Annotated in this window: 18 protein-coding genes; 6 read left to right on the top strand and 12 right to left on the bottom strand. The window is 64.8% G+C overall.

The annotated features are described in order from the left end of the window. The first annotated feature begins 112 nt into the window (after positions 1–112). From F8O05_RS10425 to F8O05_RS10415, 3 genes are all read left to right on the top strand, one after another. Complete coding sequence (locus F8O05_RS10425) at positions 113–601, top strand: hypothetical protein (protein WP_158052685.1); 489 nt, start codon at positions 113–115, stop codon at positions 599–601. Positions 602–700: 99 nt separating this feature from the next. Continuing rightward, complete coding sequence (locus F8O05_RS10420; protein ID WP_158052684.1) at positions 701–2,119, top strand: sensor histidine kinase; 1,419 nt, start codon at positions 701–703, stop codon at positions 2,117–2,119. 54 nt (positions 2,120–2,173) lie between these two features. Then, on the top strand, positions 2,174–2,878 hold the full coding sequence (locus F8O05_RS10415) for a response regulator transcription factor (protein ID WP_158052683.1): 705 nt from the start codon (positions 2,174–2,176) through the stop codon (positions 2,876–2,878). On the opposite strand, the gene F8O05_RS10410 is transcribed toward F8O05_RS10415, so the two are convergent. Both F8O05_RS10410 and F8O05_RS10405 read right to left on the bottom strand, forming a co-directional pair. Next, positions 2,875–5,082, bottom strand: a complete 2,208-nt coding sequence (locus F8O05_RS10410; protein WP_225735852.1) for a vWA domain-containing protein — start codon at positions 5,080–5,082, stop codon at positions 2,875–2,877. The two genes, F8O05_RS10415 and F8O05_RS10410, sit on opposite strands and share 4 nt — an antisense overlap. A gap of 5 nt (positions 5,083–5,087) precedes the next feature. Further along, positions 5,088–6,590, bottom strand: coding sequence for a sigma 54-interacting transcriptional regulator (locus F8O05_RS10405; RefSeq protein WP_225735860.1), 1,503 nt, complete (start codon positions 6,588–6,590; stop codon positions 5,088–5,090). A gap of 380 nt (positions 6,591–6,970) precedes the next feature. On the opposite strand from F8O05_RS10405, the gene F8O05_RS10400 reads away from it, so the two are divergent. Then, on the top strand, positions 6,971–7,609 hold the full coding sequence (locus F8O05_RS10400; RefSeq protein WP_158052682.1) for a histidine phosphatase family protein: 639 nt from the start codon (positions 6,971–6,973) through the stop codon (positions 7,607–7,609). Between the two features lie 123 nt (positions 7,610–7,732). Beyond that, on the top strand, positions 7,733–8,455 hold the full coding sequence (locus F8O05_RS10395) for an SCO1664 family protein (RefSeq protein ID WP_225735851.1): 723 nt from the start codon (positions 7,733–7,735) through the stop codon (positions 8,453–8,455). A gap of 177 nt (positions 8,456–8,632) precedes the next feature. Here F8O05_RS10395 and F8O05_RS10390 read toward each other — a convergent pair whose 3' ends face one another. The 10 genes from F8O05_RS10390 to purS form a co-directional block, all read right to left on the bottom strand. Beyond that, positions 8,633–8,929, bottom strand: a complete 297-nt coding sequence (locus F8O05_RS10390) for a DUF503 domain-containing protein (RefSeq protein ID WP_158052680.1) — start codon at positions 8,927–8,929, stop codon at positions 8,633–8,635. Between the two features lie 168 nt (positions 8,930–9,097). Continuing rightward, positions 9,098–10,927 carry an ABC transporter transmembrane domain-containing protein gene (locus F8O05_RS10385; protein ID WP_225735850.1) on the bottom strand — a complete coding sequence of 610 codons (1,830 nt, stop codon included), beginning with the start codon at positions 10,925–10,927 and terminating at the stop codon, positions 9,098–9,100. Positions 10,928–10,948: 21 nt separating this feature from the next. Further along, the gene (locus F8O05_RS10380; protein ID WP_225735849.1) at positions 10,949–12,121 is read right to left on the bottom strand and encodes a DUF1611 domain-containing protein; all 1,173 of its coding nucleotides are present in this window, start codon (positions 12,119–12,121) and stop codon (positions 10,949–10,951) included. 308 nt (positions 12,122–12,429) lie between these two features. Beyond that, positions 12,430–13,506: a hypothetical protein gene (locus F8O05_RS10375; protein WP_158052679.1), complete on the bottom strand. Its 1,077-nt coding sequence runs from the start codon at positions 13,504–13,506 to the stop codon at positions 12,430–12,432. Further along, positions 13,503–14,351: a hypothetical protein gene (locus F8O05_RS10370; RefSeq protein ID WP_158052678.1), complete on the bottom strand. Its 849-nt coding sequence runs from the start codon at positions 14,349–14,351 to the stop codon at positions 13,503–13,505. Before F8O05_RS10370 ends, F8O05_RS10375 begins: the two co-directional genes overlap by 4 nt. A 270-nt stretch (positions 14,352–14,621) precedes the next feature. Next, positions 14,622–16,256 carry a phytoene desaturase family protein gene (locus tag F8O05_RS10365; protein ID WP_158052677.1) on the bottom strand — a complete coding sequence of 545 codons (1,635 nt, stop codon included), beginning with the start codon at positions 16,254–16,256 and terminating at the stop codon, positions 14,622–14,624. A 298-nt stretch (positions 16,257–16,554) separates the two neighbouring features. Then, positions 16,555–17,007, bottom strand: a complete 453-nt coding sequence (locus tag F8O05_RS10360; RefSeq protein ID WP_158052676.1) for a DUF3817 domain-containing protein — start codon at positions 17,005–17,007, stop codon at positions 16,555–16,557. Positions 17,008–17,195: 188 nt separating this feature from the next. Then, complete coding sequence (locus F8O05_RS10355) at positions 17,196–18,395, bottom strand: DMT family transporter (RefSeq protein ID WP_158052675.1); 1,200 nt, start codon at positions 18,393–18,395, stop codon at positions 17,196–17,198. 367 nt (positions 18,396–18,762) lie between these two features. Further along, entirely contained in the window at positions 18,763–19,458 is a 696-nt protein-coding gene (gene purQ, locus F8O05_RS10350; protein ID WP_158052674.1) for a phosphoribosylformylglycinamidine synthase subunit PurQ, read from the bottom strand. Positions 19,459–19,460: 2 nt separating this feature from the next. Continuing rightward, complete coding sequence (purS, locus tag F8O05_RS10345; protein WP_158052673.1) at positions 19,461–19,814, bottom strand: phosphoribosylformylglycinamidine synthase subunit PurS; 354 nt, start codon at positions 19,812–19,814, stop codon at positions 19,461–19,463. A 221-nt stretch (positions 19,815–20,035) separates the two neighbouring features. Here purS and F8O05_RS10340 point away from each other — a divergent pair, with 221 nt between their 5' ends. Further along, entirely contained in the window at positions 20,036–21,286 is a 1,251-nt protein-coding gene (locus tag F8O05_RS10340) for an AI-2E family transporter (RefSeq protein ID WP_225735848.1), read from the top strand. Positions 21,287–21,320: the final 34 nt, after the last annotated feature.

The following is a 21,320-nucleotide window of genomic DNA, read 5'->3' as shown; positions in this document are numbered from 1 at the left end:
AATGACGCATCCAGGTTCCTCACACCTTCGCGACCCTGTTTCTCATCGGCCGCTCATCCGCAGACAAGTGCTTCTCATTTGCGCCTCATCACGCCAGACCACACTGGAAGACATGAGAGAACGATTCACTTCACCGCCTTGGCGCATCGGCGTACTGGTTGCCGCGCTCCTGGCCGTGTGCGTGCTCGTGATCGCCCTCGGAATGAGCTTCTCCTCGGCCTCCTCGAGCTCCGTCAACCTCGGCCCCCTCGTGCCCGCCACCGAAACGGGGCAGGAGCGAGACAATCTGGCGGGGAACGAAACCCCGTCGACCCCGATTCCGACCTCGTCGCAGACTCCCAAACCCACTGCATCCCCGACCCCCAGCCCATCCACGACACCGGATGCGACCTCGGACGGCGCAGCGGACGCGAACGGTGGCGCCTCAAACCGTGACCCGCTCCAGGGCGGCGGCGCGGGCGTGCCAGTTCCGGCGCCACAGCCGGCACCGGGTGGGTCCGGCTCGGGTGGCGGTGGCTCTTACTACTATGGCGACGACGACGATGACGACGACTGGGACGATGACGACTGGGACGACGATGACGATGATGATGACGACTGAGTGTGATCGTTGAGCTCGACAGCTGCCACGAAAGCGGCGACACCTCGGGCGGCGCAACAGCGGCACAAGACGAGCCTTCCCCGATGGCGCCGCCTTGCGGTGCGCACTCGCATCGTCATCCTGCTCGTTGTGCTGACGCTCCTTGCGGTCGCCGTATCAGGGCTCGTGTCCTACGCGCTCCAGCGCACGGCGGTACAAAACCGCATCGACGCGTCGCTTGCGAGCTCGGTGGAGGAAGTGCGCATCCTCGCCTCGGAAGGTGTCGACCCCGAGACCGGTAAGCCGTTCGTCGAGTCGGACAACCTCGTCTTCACAGCGATGACCAGGCACTGGCCGGACAATCACGAGTCGATGATCGGGCTCAATAGCACCGGCATCACCTATCGCGCGAACGATATTGTGCCGCTGCGGCTCGAGGACGATGCGCAGCTCGTCGAGCAGTTACTCGAGTACGTCCAGCCCGAAACCTTTCAACAGGATGTGCTGATCCAGACGTTCTCAACCTCGCAGGCCACCTATCGGGCAGCGCTCATCCCGATCTATTTTGCGGATGATGCCGAGCCGAGCCTGCTCGTTTTTGCCACAAACTACAGCGATGCGCTCGCGGAATTGGATGCGATCTACCTCACCTATGCGATCACGGGTGTCGGAGTTATCGCGATCGTGGCGCTCCTGGGTTCGGTCATGATCGGCCGACAGCTCTCGCCATTGCGGAAGTTGCAGGCCACGGCCGCCGAGATTTCGGATGAGGATCTCGACCGCCGCGTACCGGTGACGAGCGAGGACGATATCGCCGACCTCTCCCGCACCTTTAACGAAATGCTCGACCGCATCCAGTGCGCCTTCCGCTCGCAGCGGCAGCTGCTGGATGACGTGGGTCACGAGCTGCGCACCCCGATCACGATCGTGCAAGGCAACCTCGAACTCATGAACGCGCAGGATGCATCCGACGTCGAGCAGGTGCGGGAGATTTCGCTCGACGAACTCGACCGCGTCGCCCGCCTCGTCGAGGACCTCATGACTCTCGCGAAGGCCGACCGGCCGGATTTTGTGACGCTCGCGCCCACCGATATTGATGCGCTCACGCGAGATGTGCTCGAGAAGGCCTCGCACCTGGGGGAGCGGAAGTGGTCGGTGGCAGAGACCGCGCAGATCGTGCACGACCTCGACAGTCAGCGCATCACCCAAGCTTGGTTGCAGCTCGCCAATAACGCGGTGAAGTATTCGGATGCGGGGGCCGAGGTGATCTTTGGGTCGCGAGTTCGACAGTCAACGGTTGAAGGTCCACTGCTTGAACTGTGGATTCACGACGGCGGGATCGGCATCAGCGAGGACGATATCGACCGGATCTTTGAGCGCTTTGGGCGTGGCGGGAACTCGACTCGCGCGGAGGGTTCCGGGCTCGGGCTCAATATTGTCACCGAGATTGTCCGCGCTCACGGCGGCAAAGTGTCGGTGCAGTCAACCTTGGGTTTCGGTTCGACCTTTACTATGAGCTTTCCGCTCCGGGATGCGTAATTCGACCCCTCAACCAGCGACACCGCAGCCCGGCCGCTTAAGGAGAAGTACACCGTGCCACAGATCCTGATCATCGAGGATGAGCCGCGCATTAGCGATTTCGTGTCGAAGGGCCTCGCGATCGAGGGCTTCACCTCGCAGACCGCGGCCACCGGTGCCGAAGGCCTTGGGCTCGCGCTGACCGGCAACTTTGAACTGGTGATTCTCGACCTCGGACTGCCGGACATGGACGGCTTCGACGTGCTGAAGAAGATCCGCCTCGTCGATGAGGAACTGCCGGTGATCATCCTCACCGCCCGCACCTCCGGAGCGGACACCGTCGCCGGGCTCACCGGCGGCGCGAACGACTATGTGCCTAAGCCCTTCCGGTTCCCGGAACTGGTCGCGCGCGTGCGGCTGCGGATGAAGGATGCAGCCGCGCAGCAGCCCGAGCTGCCCGAACCGGATGCGCAGCTACTGCGGCATGTCGATCTCACCTTGGACCCGGTGCGGCACCTCGTCACCATTGGCGAGCGGACCGTGGAGCTCTCCGCGCGGGAATTCGATCTCGCTGAAATGTTCCTGCGCTACCCGGGCCAGGCACTCACGCGCGAGCAGCTGCTCAGTAATGTCTGGGGCTACGACCACGACACCGCATCCAACGTCGTGGATGTGTACGTGCGATACCTGCGAAACAAGCTCGGTGCATCCCGCTTCGCGACCGTCCGCGGAGTCGGCTACCGCCTCGTCGAGGATAAGCACTACGTGCCGGAGGGTTAGCGGTCGCGGCGATTGCGGAGGTATTCGCCGACTACGGCGGCGCCAAGGTCGCTGGGGTCAGGCGCCACCACGGTGCCCTGCACCCGGCGAGCCATGGCGGTGAGGAACTGGGCGAGGCCGGGGTCGTCGCCGAGTCGGAAGAACGTTGTCTGCGCTCCGAAACGGCCGACTCGATCGAGTTCGGTGATCGTCGCGGCCAGCGTTTCGCGGTCGGGCGGGTAGTTGAACCAGGGCGTGCCGCCGGGCAGCAGGTGCGCGGTCGGTTCGCCGTCAGTGACGACCAGCAGCACCGGCTGGGTACCGGGATGCGCGCGGAAGAACCGGTTCGCGAGCGCTAGGGCGTGATGCAGGTTTGTGCCCTGCTCGTGCACCGGTGGCATTGCGGTGAGTGACTCCACGGTCTGCTGCTGCGCGAGCCTGCCGAAAGAAATGAGCTGCAAGTCGTCATTGCGGAACCGCGTTGCCACGAGCTGATGCAGCGCGAGCGCGGTGCGCTTCATCGGCAACCAGCGGCCCTCGGCAGCCATCGAATAGGAGGTGTCGACGAGCAGCGCCACCGCCGCACGGGTGCGCGCCTCGGTCTCGCGGACCTCCACGTCCCCAACCTCAATGCGGATGCGCGGCCCTGTCGTTCGCCGAGGCTGCTCCTTCGTTCGCCGAGGCGGCTCCTTCGTTGGCTGAGAGGTTCTTGTCGTTTGCTGAGTAGGGAGCGTAGCGACCGTATCGAAGCCCCCTTCAGGGGGCGGCTCCTCGATACGCCCCTTCGGGGCTACTCGGAGATCAGGGTTTGCCTGCGGGGTTACTCGGAGATCAGGGTTTGCCTGCGGGGTTACTCGGAGGTCGGGGTTTGGCTGCGGGGCTACTCGGAGATCGGGCGCGCCGCGCACGATCGCGTTGGTGATGGTGCGGCCGACATCCCAGGGCTCGGAATCGCCGAATTCCCAGGGGCGGCTCGCGCCGGTTTGCTCCCCGGCCGCGCCAGCATGGCGGGTATCTCGCTGACCGGTGCGGGAAGACAATCGGTTTGCCGCATCCCGTAGGAGGCTCCGCCCGAGCCGCCGAATTGCAGCCGGAGACAGTCGCAGATCGCCGTCGGCCCCGCGACGCAGGAAGTCCGAATTCCGCATCGCACGCTCGATCGCGGCGAGGTCGCGGGCCGACACCGCCGCATCCTCCCCGAGGTGGCGAGCCAGTGCATCGACATCGATCGTCGACAGTGGCGAGCGATCGCTCGCGCCCGCGAGCTGCTCGGCAAGGCGGTCGAGGTCCGCGAGATCCTGCAACGCGCCGGTGCCGTCCCCGAGGCCGAGCCCTTCCTGGCCCTCGAACTGCTCCGAGCCGGACCAATCCTCGCCGGGGCGCAGCGACTGCAGACCGGAATCGAGCCGGGCGAGCTGCTCCATGAGCTCGGGAGAACCAAAGGCCTGTTGGGACAGCGCCATAAGCTCTTCGCGCTGCTCGGGCGTCATCGAATTCAGCATCCGCTGGGCCGCGGCCGACCGCTTCGCGAGCGCGTCGATGAGTTCCTCGATTGACTGCGGCTGCTCGGGGAACGCATCCCCGTGCTTGGCCATAAAACGCTCGAATTCCTCCGGCGTATCCTCGCCGCGCGCATGCTTGTCCAGCAGCTCATTGAGATCGCGCAGCATCTCGGTGATCGCCGCGCGATCCTCCTCGGTCGCGTTCTCGAGCGCCTGCTTCATGCCCTGAAAACGCGCCTCGAGCTGCTCCCGGCCCAGCAGATCGCGGATGCGCTCAAAGGTCTTGCGCGCATCCCGCGACTGCCAGTCGTATTCGGCAAGATTCGCGACCGCGGCGGCGGGGGAATCCGGCAGCTCCTGCAGCCGCAACTCGCGGAAAGCGCGATCGGTGTCGTCCATCGTGACATCGCGCGCGAGCTGGCCACGCTCCTGCAGGACGGCTTCGTCGAGCAGGTGCTTGACCTCCTGCAGCGTGCCGCCGAGATTGTGACGCTCCAGCAGTTCCCGGCGTCGCTGCTGAATGCGCCCGGACAGGTCATCGAGACCAGTGCGGTCCCGGCCACCGCGGCGCAGATACTCGCGCAGTGCCTGCTCGGGGGAGTAGCCCGCCATGATGTCCTCAGCCACCGACTCGAGCGCCTCGCTGAGATCGAGCGGCGGCGCGAGCGGATCCGGACCGTCCTCATAGCGGCCGTATCGGTAGGCATGATCGCGGGTTGCCATAAGGACTATCCGTAGATGGTTTCGCCCGAGTCCCGCGCCTTCGACAGGCGGCGCGAGAGGAAGAGGCCCTCGAGCGCGAGCTCGATGGCGCCCGCACGTTCGCCTTCGGTCGTGGCGTTCAGGCGCTCGGCGATCTGGTCGTACAGGGTTGGATGCTCGGCTGAGGTCGGGTTCTCGGGTGCTGCCTCGGCGGCTTCGTGGGATGCGGACGTGGTTGGCGCGGCGGCTGGCCGGACTGATTCCGGCGACGCGGCTGATTCCGGCGTCTCGGGCAACTCCGGCAACTCCGCGAGGAACTCGGCGGCCGTGACCCGCTCACCGGTGGAGATCGTCCGCTGCCCTTCAAATGCATCCACCAGCGGCGCGAAATCGAGCCCGCGGAAGTGCTCGCGCACCGTCTCAATTGTGGCGATGCGCAGCAGGTGCTCGAGGATCTCCGCCTCGCGACCCTCCTCGCCCGCTTCAAATTCCACCTTGCCGCGGAGCACATCCACGGCCGTTTCAAGATCGACCAGGCGAGCCACCGCATCCTCACCCTCACGTATCGTGGCGCGGTGGCGAGCCGCCGCCGCGACCGTCTCGGCACCCGCGATCGCGAATCGCGCCGAGACACCCGCCGCTTGGTTGACCGCGCTCGACTCGCGCAGCTCGCGGGTGAAACGCGCGAGGATCTCGAGCACGACATCCGGCACCGCCGCGGCCAGATGCGCCTCCTGCCGGATCACCGCGACCTCGTCGGCGAGCGCGAGCGGATAGTGGGTGCGGATCTCAGCGCCGAAGCGGTCCTTGAGCGGGGTGATGATGCGGCCGCGGTTCGTGTAATCCTCGGGGTTCGCCGACGCGACCACCAGCACATCCAGCGGCAGCCGCAGGACGTACCCGCGGATCTGAATATCGCGCTCCTCCATCACGTTCAGCAGCGACACCTGGATGCGCTCGGCAAGGTCTGGCAGCTCGTTGAGGGCGACGATGCCGCGGTTCGCGCGCGGGACGAGGCCGTAGTGGATGGTTTCGGGGTCACTGAGGCGGCGGCCCTCGGCCACCCGCATCGGGTCGACATCGCCGATGATGTCGGCGACCGAGGTGTCCGGCGTCGAGAGCTTCTCGACGTACCGCTCGCTGCGGTGCCGCCAGATAATGGGCAGGTTGTCGCCCTCTGTCGCGATGCGCTCGAGGGTGGCCTCGGTGATTGGCTCGAATGGATGCTCGTTCAGCTCCGAGCCCGCGACCGCCGGCGACCACTCGTCGAGGAGGTTCGGCAGGGTGCGCAGCAGGCGGGACTTTCCCTGCCCGCGCTCACCGAGGAGCACGACATCGTGCCCGGCGATGATGGCCCGCTCGAACTGCGGAATCACGGTGTTCTCGAATCCGTGCACGCCTTGCCAGGGGGATTCACCGGCTTTCAGCGCGTCAAGGAGGTTCTCGCGAAGCTCTTCGCGAAGCGGACGGTACGTATGGCCACTGTCTCGGAGCTCCCCGAGCGTGGAAATCTGCGGCTGCTCACTCACACCCGCCACGCTAACCCACCCCGCTCCGAGGTCGCTCTGTTGGTGGCGGTTGGCGGTGCCCGGCTGCCGGCCTCGCCGCGCATCCGGCGCCCGCCGCGCATCCGCGCCAGCCGTGCCGCCGTGCAGATGCCGCCTGCTCCGCCGCATCTGCCTGCCCACCTGCTGCCGTCGCGCATCCGGCTGCCTACCCGCCGTCAGTGCCCGTGTGCTGGTCAAAAGTGTGCACGCGTCGGTCGGAAAAGTGCACGTAACGGCCCTTCCCTCGGCGTGTTGCCGCGTGTCGCGCCGAATCCATGCACTTTTTTGACACGCGTCCACGGCCCGGGCCGGGGTCCCGAACGCAAACCCACTTCCCACGCATCCCGTCTACCCTGGCGACAATGTCTCCCGAAATCCCAGTCACCCGCATCCTGCTCGTCCGCCACGGCCAGACCCCGACCACGGGCAAGGAGCTGCCCGGCCGCGCGCCGGGTCTGCATCTTGCCGAAAAGGGACGCGAGCAGGCCGCGCGCGTGGCCGAACGCCTCGCCGATCTGCACATCGACGCGCTGTACTCGTCTCCGCTTGAACGTGCGCTGGAGACTGCCGAACCCACCGCATCCAGCACCGGGCTGCCGGTGCTTGAAGAGCCGGGGCTGCTCGAAACCAATGTCGGTGACTGGACCGGTCGGGCGCTGAGTGATCTCGCGAAACTCCTCGAGTGGCAGACCGTGCAGCGGGAACCTTCGACGTTTCGGTTCCCGGGTGGCGAGAGTTTCGTCGAACAGCGCGATCGGATGCGCGCCACGATTGAGCGCATCCGCTCGGCGCACGTGGGTGGCACGGTCGTGTGCTTTTCGCATGCAGACCCGATCCGCGTGTTCCTGTCGGATGCGCTTGGGATGCCGCTGGATGCGCTGCAACGCGTGAGCGTGAGCCCGTGCTCGGTGTCGGCGGTCGCGTATCGGGACGGGAGCGAGCCGGTTGTGCTCACGGTGAATTCGACGCACTCGTCGTTGGCTGAGCTCGTTGCGGCGTGAGGCGTGGCGACTGGGATGAGCGGGGTGGAGCGGGACGAGCTGGGTTCGGGAGAGACAGAAGCGTGCGCGCTGAAGTCGACTTTCACGGCTAGCGCGACGCAGCCAAGGGAAGCGCAGAACGACGTGGCCGGACAGCGCGATGCGCTGGCGCTGTTGGCTGCGGGCGAGATTGAACTGCTTGGACAGCTGGTCGACAGCAGCAACGAGACGTTTCTTGTCGAGTTGGGGGCGCGGGATGCGTTGGGTTGTTCGGGCAGGGCGATTTACAAGCCGGAACTGGGAGAGGCTCCGCTGCACGATTTTCCACCCGGGCTCTACCGTCGGGAACGTGCCGCGTACCTTCTGAGTGAAGCGCTGGGCTGGGGGATCGTGCCGCCGACGGTGATTCGCGAGGATGCGCCCTTTGGCGTGGGTTCCCTGCAGTGGTTCGTTGATTCGAGCGACTCGGAGGGCTGGGAACACTACTTCACGCTCTATGAGGATCCGGCGCTGCATGATGACTTTCGCCGTATCGCCGTGTTCGATTTCCTCACCAATAACACCGACCGTAAGTCGGGCCACGTGTTGCGTGGAAGCGACGGCAAGATCTGGGCAATCGACCACGGACTGTGCTTTTCGGCGACGTTCAAGCTGCGCACCGTGATCTGGGATTTTGCGGGCGAACCGATCGCCGCGGAGCTGCTCGATGCCGTCGGAAACCTCATCGATGAGGTGCCCGGTGAAGTCGCTGAGCTGCTGAGCGGGCCCGAAGTCCGTGCCATACAGGGCCGCGCGCGCTACCTTTTCGGTGCCCGCGAGTTCCCGATCGATGTGACCGGACGTCGTTTCCCTTGGCCGCTGGTCTAAGTCGGATGCTGGTTTCGCCACGCGCTATCCGTGTCGCGCCGGGGCGCAACGGCGTCGAGCGGGGGTCGACGCACTGAGCCGGGGTGAAGGAACAACCCGGTTCGGTGCTAATGGCATGGCTCGGTGGTGCGGCTGCGCCGAAATAGCGCAAACGCCCGTCATGATGATGCGAAGCCGTTATTCATCATCGGAACTGTGTAATCGTCGATGCGCGGAGAGCAGCGTTACTTCCGGGCGATTAGCCACGAGGCGTTCGACCTCGTCGAGGACTTCGGTGACGTGCGTGCTGTCCGCAGCAACGAGAGATGCACCCAGTGCGGTTCGACGGTGCAGGTCCAGATGCCCGACTTCCGCCACGCTAATTTGAAACTTCTTGCGGATCTCGGCGATGATCGGGCGCACCACAGAGCGTTTTTCTTTGAGCGAGTGCACGTCGCCCAGCAGTACATCGAATTCGATCCAACCGATCCACATCCTGGCAGCATCACAGATTCTTCTGAGTGGATGCTTCGGCGGGGTGGTGTCAGGTCCCTGTTGGAGCGGGCACCGCCGCTCTATTCGGTCCCGAGCAACTCGTCGATCTTTGCTTGGGCCGTTTCCGTTTAGGCATGCCCTCATACTCTCAGCAGCGACGGAGTCAACCTACTCGTCGTCCTGATCCGGTTCGAAGTCCGCGGCCGCACCCGACTCGCGACCGACTGTCGCCGCTGTGAGGGCGCGAGCTTTCGCATCCAGCCCGTCGAGCTGCCAGGCGCGGTAGTGTGAGACGACCTGTTCCGGATGCTGCGAGGCGAACAGGACCACGCCGGGGTAGCCATCGAGGATCTCGCGAAGAGTTGCGAGGCCGGATGCGTCGAGCGCGGCATCAATGTGTTCGACAACAAGTAGCGGCGGGGCGCCGAGGAGCGATCGGGCGAGCTTGAGCCGCGCGACATCGGCGGAATTCCACGGGCTGCCGCCGTTCTTGAGCTTCGTGTTGAGACCCGCGGGAGAATTATCGACGCGAGGCCCGAGGCCGACGCGCTGCAGCATCCACCGCACCTCGCCGACGATCGCGTTCGGGTCGCGATACGACACGAGCCGCTGCACCGAACCGCGCTCGAGTGGGATGCGATCTGACGCGAACCCGACGAGCTCGCGGCGCTTGCGCGCGGGGGCCTTCGCGAAATCGAACCCGCTGACCAGAAGCCTCGGGGCTTGCGTCTCCGCGTCATGGTGCGCCTCGAGGAGCGCCTTGATTGTCGCCTGCAGATGCGAGGGATGCTCGGAGTCGAGCAGGATGCGCTCGCCAGGTTTTGCGTCCAGCGGCGGCAGCGTGACCCCGCTCGCCGAAAGCCCCTCAACCGTGAGCCCGCGATGGCCGGCCACGGGCTTCGGCTTCTCAGCCTTCCAGGCTTTTTCACGGCGACGCTCCTCCCGTTTGAGGTCATTTGCTGCCGCGAGCATTGGGGCAAGGATGTGCCGGGCGGCACGGTAGTTCTGGCGGTACTCGACGACGCGGCCGAGATCCGACAGGGGAGTGGCCATGACTCCGAGAAGGGTCATGATCGAGGCGACTTCCGCCACGTTGATCACGCCTCGCAGCGCGAGAAACACCACCGCGACCGTGCACAGCGACGCTGCCGTGACCGTCAGGGAACGTACGAAACCGGTGACGCGCGCCCTGGCGACCGCCGCATCCACCACCTTGGCCGAGTTGCGGTCGACCGCGTTGAGCTCGCGGCGCATTGCGCCCGCGACGCGGATCGACTCGCCCGCGCGCACCGTGTCGGCGATGTGTGCGGACATGCGTCCCCGATATCGGCGTAGCGTGCGGGCGCGGTTGTGCGCCATCGCTGACAGGAAAGGGAGCACCGCAGTCATGAGGCTGAGCGGTATGAAGATTGCTAGCGCTACCGGCCAATTCGTGAACGCGAGCACGGCGATCACCGTGATGATCAGCGGCAGCGCGGTCGCGAGCGGCACGATGCCCTGCGCGATCCAGTTGCGCACGGCCGTGAGGTCGTTGGATGCGCGGGTCACTATTACCCCGAGCGAGCGGTTTCCGAATTCCCCGAGTGCCGAGGTGATCAGGCGGCGGCGCTGCTCGTACACGTAATCCTGGCCGAGGCGTTCGGCGACGATCCGCTCGAACCAGCGTGCGAGGCCAACGCCGAGGACGGCGGCGACGAGACCGCCCATGCCGAGCCAGGCTGCGTCACCGCCTCCGCTCGCTGAGCCTGTCTCCCCGTTCGCCGAGCCTGTCGAGGCGCCGCTTGCTGAGCCTGTCGAAGCAACTTGTGCTGAGCCCGTCGAAGCATCCGCGACCGACCCCGCCGCCGTGAGCAACGCATCCACACTGAATGCCATCACGAGCGCGAGTGCCGCCTGTACGACACCGAGCACGACGAGACTCACGATCAGCCAGCGACGCTTGCCGCGCCACACGGGCGGCATCTTGGTAGTCGGCTCGGTGTCGGCCACTGCCGTCATCTACGTTCCTTACTCGCGGGACTACTTGCGCAGCAGGAGGGATTCGGCGACCTCGGGTTGGCTGAGGTCAAAGGTGCCGAACACGGGGGTTTCGTACTTCGCGAGCACGTCGTTTGCTTCGCGGGTCGCAAGGGGCGAAGAGGTGAGGACACCCGAAGCCGCAGCGACTTGGAGGCCCACGCTCTTGAGCTCGCTGATGCCGGAACGCGCGCCCAGCGCATCCGTCGCGGCGAACAGGACCTGATCGATCGTCGAGTGGAAGATTGGGTCGCGCAGGAGCTTCGCTGTCTCCTCCTGGAAGATGCCGTCAGCGATCTCAACGACCACGACATCCGTGTCGGCCTCGGTGAGTTGCTGCACGAGGTTGATCGTGAGCGACAGGATCGCCTCCATGTTGAGCAGGAAGGTGGTCGGGTAGCCGAAGTCGGTGAAGTCGAGGACCCTCACCGCACCCGCGTCGTGGTAGATCATCGGGTCGTTGCCGGCGCCGGTGCCGGTAATCTTGCCTGCGGTGACGGTGCGGCCGGATTTCGCGAGACCGTTGATGAGGTTCGCCATCACGGTGGACTTGCCCGAGTTCATCGAGGTGCCGAGTACGCCGATTACCTCAGGGCGCTCATTGCGCTTGACCGGGGTCGTGACGGGCGTGTTCACGTGCGGGGCGTAGTCGGCCAGGTTGACGACACCGGTGCGGGTTGCGAGCAGGCCCAGCGGCTCGATTTCGGTGGGAGCGCTGACACGGGTGTGTGCGGCAACCACGTCACCGGCGAGCCCACCCGCCGCGACGAGGCTTGTGGCTTCGAGCGACTCGGGCACGTAGGCGAGGAACTGATCGGCGGCATAGCGATTGCCGTACGCGACCATCACGAGGGCACCCTCGAAGAGGATCGCCTTGCGGGAAGTCGGCGTCTCAATGCGCTTGTGGTTACCGACCTTCGTCACGCGAGCGACGACGACGTCGCCCGAGCGAGGATGGAGGCCAGCGCCGGAAAGCAGATGGAAATCGGCACGGTTGCGCTGGACTGCCTCGTCGACGAACCGCGTCGTATAGGCGGCCTGGATGCGCTCGGGCAGCTCGGTGCGGACGATGATCGGAATCGGTGCGGTGCTGATGCCAGCAGAGCGGTCGAGTCCATTGATCGCGGTGTTCGCGGGGGAGTTGGTCTGCGGGTCCTGCGAGAACACAGTAGTCATGGGATTTGCCTTTCAAATGCTGGAACATCGTTTGTTCGGAGGTCGTCTGAAGCAACTGATATGAGTAAATCGGCGCGACATGAGGCACGAATTAGGCGAAGATGAGACTTCTCTCATGAATGAATTTCACGAAGGAAAACGCTGATGGCCGCGCAGTTTCCCGCACGGCCATCAGTATGAATTTTGAGTGAATAGAGCCGATCCTTGAGTAGCGAACCGAGCCGATCCTTGAGCAGTGAAGAGCCGATCCTTGAGTAGCGGCCGCAGGTCGCGTATCGAAAGGTCGCGTATCGAAAGGTCGCCAACGCTTACGCCGCCAACTCCCTCCCCACCGGGAAGTACGGCAGATACGAGACCCCCGAAACGTTGTATTTGAACTTGATCCCCATCACGATCCGAATCCCAACGTGCATCGCCCATGCCGAGAGCGCAAACAGCTGCCCGACTCGTCGATTCACGAGTGACAGTGGCGCCCCGAGCTCGACGATCAGCGTGACGATCGCGAGCACCCCGAACTGACCCTTGCTGTTGTAGAGCGCGCCAGCCGCCTTCGGAGCGACCGACCCGAAGACCTCCTTGCGGATCGCATCCGACGCAATCTGCTCGCGCAGCGTGTCGCCGCTCGCCCAACCCCATCCTTTCGGGCTGCGGATTTTCGCGATACCGGAGATGAAATAAATCGCCATCGTGCCAATATTCATGGCGGTCGGGATGCCACCGTAGTGGCGATCGAAACGCTCGGGTGCGAGGGCCTTCCAGAGTGTCGCGAGTGTGGTGCTCGGTTGGGGCCGGATGCTCGGTATCGGTTGGATGCGGGCTCGAGTCTCGCTGCTCGGTCGAGGCTGGCTGCTCGCTCGAGTCTGGCTGCCGAGCCGGTTCTGAGCCGCCCGCGACCTCGCGAACTTGACCAGCGCATCCACCGACAGGGCGTCGGCAGATCGGCTCAGCCCGAGCACAGCCTGGTGCAGCACGAGCCCGTTGTCGTTGTGGAAAATCATGCCCCACGAGTTGCGGTAGGTCATCGTCCACAGCTGCAGGGCCGCGTTGAACGGACCGGTGACGCGGTGCGCGATGCCAAGCGTGGTCAGGGCATTCGTGACCTGCGCCGCGGTGAAGAGTCCGTCCGCGATTTTCGGCGGCAGCGGTTTTCTCAAGATGCGCACGACGCCAATCGGCGCGAAGCGCGGGGCATCTTGCCGGTGCAGTTTGTGGATCATTTCGCGGCGGCCGAATTGGTGCACAGCCGAGAACCCGCCGATGCCGAGCCGCATAAGTGCGGGGCGGACCGGGGTCGCGGCGGGGCGCAGCGTGTCCATGACCCGGTCGATGGGCCGACTGGATGCGCCGCTCGGCTTGCTCGTGAGAAGGCTGAGGATCTTGTTCATCGCTGGGCTTTCTGGCTGGCGGATGCGGTGGGTTGGCTCGTCGCGGCGCTCGCGTCGGTGTGCTTTCCGGTTTGTGGCAGCGGAGATTGTGGGCGCGAACGCTGTGGCTTCGCGGTGTGATTCGGGGATGCTGGCATGCTGACCGGCCCGTGCTTTGCTGGCCTGTGTTTGGGGAGCTGTTTCGCGGGATGCGCAAAAGCCGTCCCGCCAACCGGGCACTCGGCATGAATCACCTCAGCCGCGGGATCCTTGTCATCGGCGAAGTAGTCATCGAAGACGTACCGGGCTCGAACGACCGCGACCGTCACGATTTCGGCCTCGCATTTGTGGCGCCGCTGCACCTCCGGCTTCGAAGGGACGCTCGTGCGGCGCTGCTGCTTGGCAATTGAATCTGCGTACTGCTGCGCGATCTCGACGGCCTGCCCCTGCCGGATTCCGCGTGCGATCTGCTTGCGGACCTGGTTGAGCCCACCGGAACCAAAGTGGCTGTAGTGCGGAACGATCCGCTCGCCCGCCGCGGTGAACCCGACAACGTGCGGAATCACGATGCGTCCCTTCCTATCGGCCGAGAACATCGGATACGTCGACAGCGGGAAGGAATCTTCCTCAATCTTCGCTTTCGTGACGGTCCTGAGGTCACCGACGTAGTGCCGCAGCGGTGCGAGGAGCGTTGCCGCAAACGCGGCGTATCCGGCGAGCGCCCAGAGGTCGCCCTGACGTAGCGCCGCAGTTTGCCCCGCAGCCCGCACCGCAGATCTCCCCGCAGTTGTCGCCGCGGTTCGCCCCGCAGTTTGCCCCGCGGTTCTCGCCGCCGTTCGCCCCGCAGGGAAAATTTTCCGACTCATCGTTATTTACTCCTTAGATGTGTGGCTGTCGGCGCAGCTTCGCGCCGTAACTCGTCGATGGATGCTGTTTTCCCGGCGATTGGGGACGTCTATTGACGGATTAGTGGGACCAGCCCCGCAAACCCGTCGATGGATGCTGTTTTCTGGCTGTTGGGGACATCCATCGACGGATTAGCGGGCGACCTTCCGCAGACTCGTCGATGGATGCTGTGGGAGACTTCTCCGACAGCATTGAGTGACGGATTGTTGCGCGGGCTGGCGAAAGATTCGTCATTGGATGCTCGTGAAGTCGCGAAGAACTGCTCGCGCCGCCCAAGCGCCGGGCATCCCGTGGACGCCAGCACCCGGCGGGGCGGCAGACGACGCAAGATACAGGCGGCCGCTGCCCCGCGCACCCGCGCCCGAAAGTCGATACGGGTCAAGTGTGAACCCCGGCCGCAGCAACGCCTGCATCCCGGTCATCGCACCACCAGCGACGTCGCCGCCGATCAAATTCGGATTCTCGGCCTCGAGCTGCGCGGGTGAAGTCTCATTGCGGAACACGATGAGATCGCGGAACCCCGGCGCGAACCGCTCAACCTGCTGTTCGATCCGCTCGGCAACCTCGCCCGGCCGCTGCTCAACATAACCATGCGGCACGTGCGCGTAGGTCCAGATAACGTGATATTCAGCGGCCGGTCCGGATGCACGCGAGGGATCGGCGACTTGCTGCTGGCCGACCATCACGAACGGTTTCTCGGGCATGAGCCCCGCCGCGGCAAGCGCCTCCGCACGCTGCAGTTCACCCGCCGATCCGACCACGTGCACGGTCGTCGCTTGACCGACCCGCGCATCCGCCCAAGGCACAGGCTCCCGCAGCAGAAAATCGACTTTGAACACGCCGACGCCGTAGCGCCAGCGACCGAGACGGCCGCGCGTGCGAGCGCGAAGACCCTCAATTTGCGGACCTTGCAGTTTCAGCACCTGCCGCGGCGTGAGATTGAGCAGCGTCGCATCGACCTCTGGCAGCGCGCGCAGGTCTCGCACCTCGGCGCCCGTGTGGATGAGCCCGCCGGCCGACTTGATCACGCTGACCAGCGCATCTACGATCGCCTGCGTGCCGCCGCGCGGAACCGGCCAACCGCCGACCTGCCCGAGCGAGCCGAAGAGCGTCCCGAACGCGCCGGTGAAGACCTGGTCGAGCGGCGCGATCGCGTGCGCCGCCGAGCCCATAAATAAGGCGCGAGCCGGCGCTCCGTCGAACGCGAACTTCGTGAGCGCGCTCGCGGACGGCAGCGCGCTCGGCGCGAATGCCGCCAGTCGAAGCGGATGCTTGGGCCACCGCAGCATCGGGCCGAGCAGGTTCTCGAGCTGGGCATCGATATTGCTGGTGACCGGCCGGTGGATGCGCTGCCAGGCTTTCGCGTCACGACCGAGTTCCGCTGCAGTCGCGTCGAGGTCGCGGTGGAGGATCGCCGCGGGGCGGGTGTCGAGTGGATGCGCGAGCGGGAAGTCGGAGTGGAGCCACTCGAGTCCGTGCTGTTCGAGTTCGAGTTCGCGGAAGATGGGGCTAGCGACGCCGAAGGGGTGTCCGGCCGCGCCGAGGTCAACGATTGTGCCCGGGCCGAGGGTGGCTTGTGAGCGGGCGGCGCCACCCGGCGTCGAGTTCTGTTCGTAGACGTCGACCTGCCAGCCGGCCTTCGCGAGGATCGCTGCGGCGGTGAGGCCGTTTGGTCCGGAACCGATGATGGCGGCGCGTCGCCAGTTGGTTTCAGGCCTTGAGGTTTTCGCTGGTTTGCGCGCTCCTCCTGGTCCTGGTCCTGGTCCTGGTCCTGGTCCTGGTCCTGGTCCTGGTCCTGGTCCTGGCGCTGCTGCTGCTGCCGCTGCTGCTGCCGCTGCCGCTGACCGTGGGCTGTGCTGTCCCATGGAATCTCCCCCTCATTCGCTGGCAATTCCACTATTCAGCGAGGGAATGAGACAGGCGTGAGCCGACTATGAGACCTCGATGAGAGCCCTCACAGTCGCGCGGACCGGAGTCGGCGCCGGACAACCGCGAGCCGTGCCCCAGTCGCCGCGAGCCGGTTCCCAGCATCCCCGAGCCGGGGTGGACGCGCCGAACCAGGCTGTTCTATCAACCCGGCTCGGTGCAATCGACCCGGCTCGGCGCCATCGGCCTGGGCGAGCAGCGCCATCGACCAGGCGGCGCGAGCGTGGATGCTCGCGGCTAGTTCGCTAGCGCCGGCGTGAGGATGAACAAGAATGCGGCGATGATCGTCGCGGTTTGAGTGATCGGTCGCGAAATGGTCCAGCGAATCACTCCGGCCATGCGTGGGCGCAATTCGCCATGTTCACGCTCAAGTTCCGGAGCAAACCAGTCGTGCTCGAGCGCCCCGCGACGGTGCGCAAACCAGTCAAAGAGCAGGGTAAAGAACGGCGGGACCGAACTCGCCCAGGCGAGCAAATACATCCACCAGCGCCAGCGCGCATTCGCGCCGACCACGGTCGCGACGAACAGGAACACCATGAACCCGACACCGTGCGCGGCGCCCGCAAACGCAACCAGCACATCCCCAAGCTCCGGCGCCCAGACATACTTCGTGAGCATCGCCAGAATAAGGAAGGCCCACGTACCTGCCTCGACGACCGAGACAATATGAAGAAGACGTGAGGGATGCATCGGATTTAGCTTAGTGCCACCTCGCTACGTCGGGCTACTCGGAGACCGTCCCTCGGTACACGGGGACCACGCCTCGGTACGCCGGAGGCTACTCGGGGACCACGCCTCGACGCTGCCGGGGATCGCCGCTCGATGCGCGACGCTACTCGGGAAACGATCGAGAGGCTGCTCGAGGTCGCCCTTCGAAGCTACTTGCGAGCCGCCCCGGGCCGTTTGCGCCGCATCCGCCCGGACATGAACGAGGTGAACCAGACCGCCGCAATAATTGCCGCGATACCGACCCACTGCAGCACCGAAATCTGCTCGCCAATCAGCAGCACTCCACCGAGGATCGCGACCAGCGGCTGGGTGAGCAGCAGCATCGAACCGGTGGATGCATCCAGTCGCGGCAGTGCGCTCGCGGTCGCCACCCAGCCGATCACCTGACTAAACAGCGCCATCAGGATGAGCAGGATCAGGGGTTGTAGGTCGGGCGTGAAATTTGGTGCACCCCAGCCGGAGGCCACCGCGGTACCGACAATCATGGACGAGAACGAGGACAAAAATACGTTCGTGGAGGCGTGGCCGGTGGGCCGGGCCCGACCGATGATCATGATGTACCCGGCGTAGGCGATGCCGCCCGCGACGGCGAGGAGAACGCCGAGGAACGCATCCCCGCCGATGCCGTGCTCGATTACACCGCTGAGCAGCACCACCCCGCCGAGCATCACCGGAATCGCGATCAGGAACGGCTTCGAGAGTTTCTCGCGGAAAATCAGTAGCGCGAGGAGCGGCACAATGATGACCTGCAAATTGCCCGCAACCGTCGCGATTCCCGCACCGGCGAGCAGCACACCGGGGATCCACAAGCCCACGTCGAGGCCAAAGAACACGCCCGCGAGCAGGTGCAGCAGGACGTCCTTGGCGCGCATCCGACCGTTCAGCCGCAGTTCGAGGAGCGCAAAAATCCCCAGCGGAATCAGTGCGATCGCGAACCGGAAGAACACCGCAGTCGCCGCGTTCTCGCCCGCGAGCCGCACGAACACTGGGTTCATGCCCACCGCAATCGACCCCAGTAGGGCGACCACGCGCGGGTCGACTTTATTGAGAAAGCCGAAGAGATTCTTCGGTACCGGCTTGCCAGCTGCCTTGAGCCGCGCCTCCTCCTCGAGCGTAATCGGGAGGGTGATTGGTGTGGTCGATGGGCCCAGCATGGGCGACGACATCAGATCTTCGGTGGAAGGCGCATCCGAGGATGCGCTGGATGCGGTGTCGGCGGAGGCATCCGGTTGCAGTGGGGTCGCGGGGATACCGCTGACCGAGGTATTCAGACGCTCATGACGGTCAGACTGGCTCTTTTTTGGCGTCGCCCAGTGCGATCGATCGATGTGTTCGTGTTCCTCGCGCAATTGTCACCCCTTAACCCGTCGCGCTGGGCCCGGCGCCCACACTCTGGCAGCCGAGCCCAGCATCCAGACCCTGCGATCTAGCCTATGCGCAGCCTCCGCGAGGAACACTGGCGTGCGGGTGAATTGTGGGGAAGCAGATTGTGCGGCGGTACAAGTGCGGGTGCTTGTCAGCCGCGGCCGCTCATCAACCGCGGGTGCTCGTTCGGCAACCGCGGGCGTTCGTCAAAAAAGTGCACGAGCCGGAGCGACACGCGGCGACACGCCGACGTGTGCCCCGTAGCGTGCACTTTTCCGACACGGCCCAGGGTTACTTCGAACCGAACGGGACTGCTTACCATTCGGTGAGGTTTACTGGAAGCCGAACCTACTACGCCGCAGCGAGCGAGCGCAGCACGCTCGCAAACATGCCGAGCCCGTCGATCCCCGAGCGCATCCGCTCGGAAGTGTCGGGTCCGTAGCCGCGCTCGACCGCGTGCTCCGGGTGCGGCATCAGGCCGACGACGTTTCCGGCGGCGTTGCGCACACCCGCGATGTCGTTCGCCGAGCCGTTCGGGTTCGCGCCGAGGTAGCGGAAGGCCACGAGGCCCTCGCCCTCAATGCGCTTGAGGGTCTCCTCGTCGGCGATGTAGCCGCCCTCACCGTTCTTCAACGGGATGACGATCTCCTCGTCTTGCTCGTAGAGCGAAGTCCACGGGGTGTCGATGTTCTCGACGCGCAGCTTCTGGTCGCGGCAAATGAAGCGTCCGTGGTCGTTGCGGATCAGCCCGCCGGGCAGCAGGTGTGCCTCCACGAGCATCTGGAAACCATTGCAGATACCGAGTACCGGCAGGCCCTTATTCGCCTGCTCGATCAGCTCGGTCATGATCGGTGCCTGGGCTGCGATCGCACCGCAACGCAGGTAGTCGCCGTAGCTGAACCCACCGGGCAGTACCACCGCATCCACACCCTGCAGGTCGTGGTCGCCGTGCCAGAGTGCGACGGGCTCGCCGCCAGCGATTTCGACCGCGCGCTGCGCGTCACGGTCGTCGAGAGAACCGGGGAAAGTGATGACACCTACGCGCACGACTACTCGCCCTGCACGTTCTGGCGCGCCTGCTCGTCGCTCGAAGCGCCGGTGGGCAGGAAGCCGTCGTCGGTGACAGTCTCGGTCTGGGCCGGGTCGAAGGGCTCTTCGTCAGCAACCTCGATCGAGACGACATCTTCGATTACGTCGTTCGAGAGCAGGTTTGCAGCGAGCTCGGCAATCTCTTCGAGCAGCTCTGGCGTGGCTTCGCGGTCAGTGGTGATCTCGAAGCGCTTACCGATCCGGACATCCGTGAGGTATTCACGGCCGTTGCTCGCGAGCGACCGCTGCACAGCCTTTCCAGCGGGATCAAGCAGTTCCTGCTTGGGCATGACCTGCACGAGAATCTTCGGCATCAGCTCTCCTGAAACTAAGTCGGCGACGTTTGGGTACCAGTCTAGCCGTGGATGCGCGGCCCACGGCACGCTCCCGGGCGGTCGTTTCGACGCCCGAGGCTCGCGAGGCTGCGCGGCTGAAGACGCAATTGCGCTTAGGGATGGATGCGACGGTCAACTGGTTGCGAAAAGATAGGGAATCTGTCGTGTTGACAGTGTGAAAGAAGTGATGGGAGATGACCATGGCTGAGGAGTCAAGAACCTGGTCTGAAGACGAACTGCGCGAGGAATCAACCGATCGGGCGAGTGTTGAAGAAGAACGTCGCCAGGGGCGGTTCGCAACGCTGAAGAATCCCGCGGCGCCGTGGGTCGATGCGCTTGGTGTGACCGCCATTCGGTCGCTCCAGTTGCTCCTTGTCTTGGCAGCGTTGGCGATCGTGGTCATGGGCTTGTTGCAAGTCTCGATCGTAGTCATCCCGCTGCTGCTGGCGATCATCATCGCTTCGGCGATGGAACCGGTGCTCTCCTGGCTCGGTTCGAAAGGCTGGCCGCGGTTGCTCTCCACGGTGCTCGTGTTGTTGGTTGTCGTTCTCGTGTTTGGCGGTCTGATTTGGATCGTCGTTGCTCAGGTGATGAGTCAATGGGATTCGATGGCGCAGAAGGTCAGCGAAGGAATTGACCAGCTGCTGACCTGGTGGAATGCCACCTTCCCCCAGTTCGAGCTGAACACCGACGCAATCAACGACATGTGGGGAACCGTCCAAGAGTGGCTTGGCAAGCTCAACTACAGCGCGGTGGGCTCAGGCTTCGCATCCGGCATCGGTGCCTTCGCTTCCTTCGCGACCTCCGCGGTGCTGTTCGTGGTGATCCTCTTCTTCTTCCTCAAGGACGGCCCGATGATTTGGTCGTTCCTGATTAAGCCGTTGAAGGATGCACGTCACCGCCGGGCAGAACTGATGGGTCTGCGCGCGGTCGGCGTGATGGGCGGTTACGTTCGCGGCACGGTCATCGTGGCTCTCGTAGACGCGGTATTTATCGGAATTGGCCTCGTCATCCTGCAGGTGCCGCTCGCGCTGCCGCTGGCCCTCGTGGTCTTCATTACCGCGTTCATCCCGGTCGTGGGTGCGACGCTTGCCGGTATCGTCGCGGCACTCGTGACCCTGGTGACCAATGGATTCTGGCCCGCCGTGATCGTGGTGATCATCGTCGTTGTGGTGAACCAGCTTGAAGGTAATCTGCTTTCACCGGTCGTGCTCGGCAGGTCGCTGAAACTCCACGAACTCGTGGTGCTGCTTGCCCTGACCACCGGTACCATCCTCGGTGGCATCGTCGGCACGCTGATCGCCGTGCCGCTCACAGCAGTGGGCTGGGCACTCATCAAGGCCTGGAACGAGCCGCTGCCGGATCTTGAACGTGATCCTGACGGTGACTCAATTCGCGACCGCCTGCGTGACCGTTGGAAGCGCAGTAAGACTTCCGAAGTCAAAGCCTAAGACCGCTCGCCGAGCCCGAGACAAGGACGACTGC

This window comes from Gulosibacter chungangensis (assembly GCF_008831155.1).
Lineage (GTDB): Bacteria > Actinomycetota > Actinomycetes > Actinomycetales > Microbacteriaceae > Gulosibacter > Gulosibacter chungangensis.
This window is presented reverse-complemented; position numbering and strand designations above follow the sequence as displayed.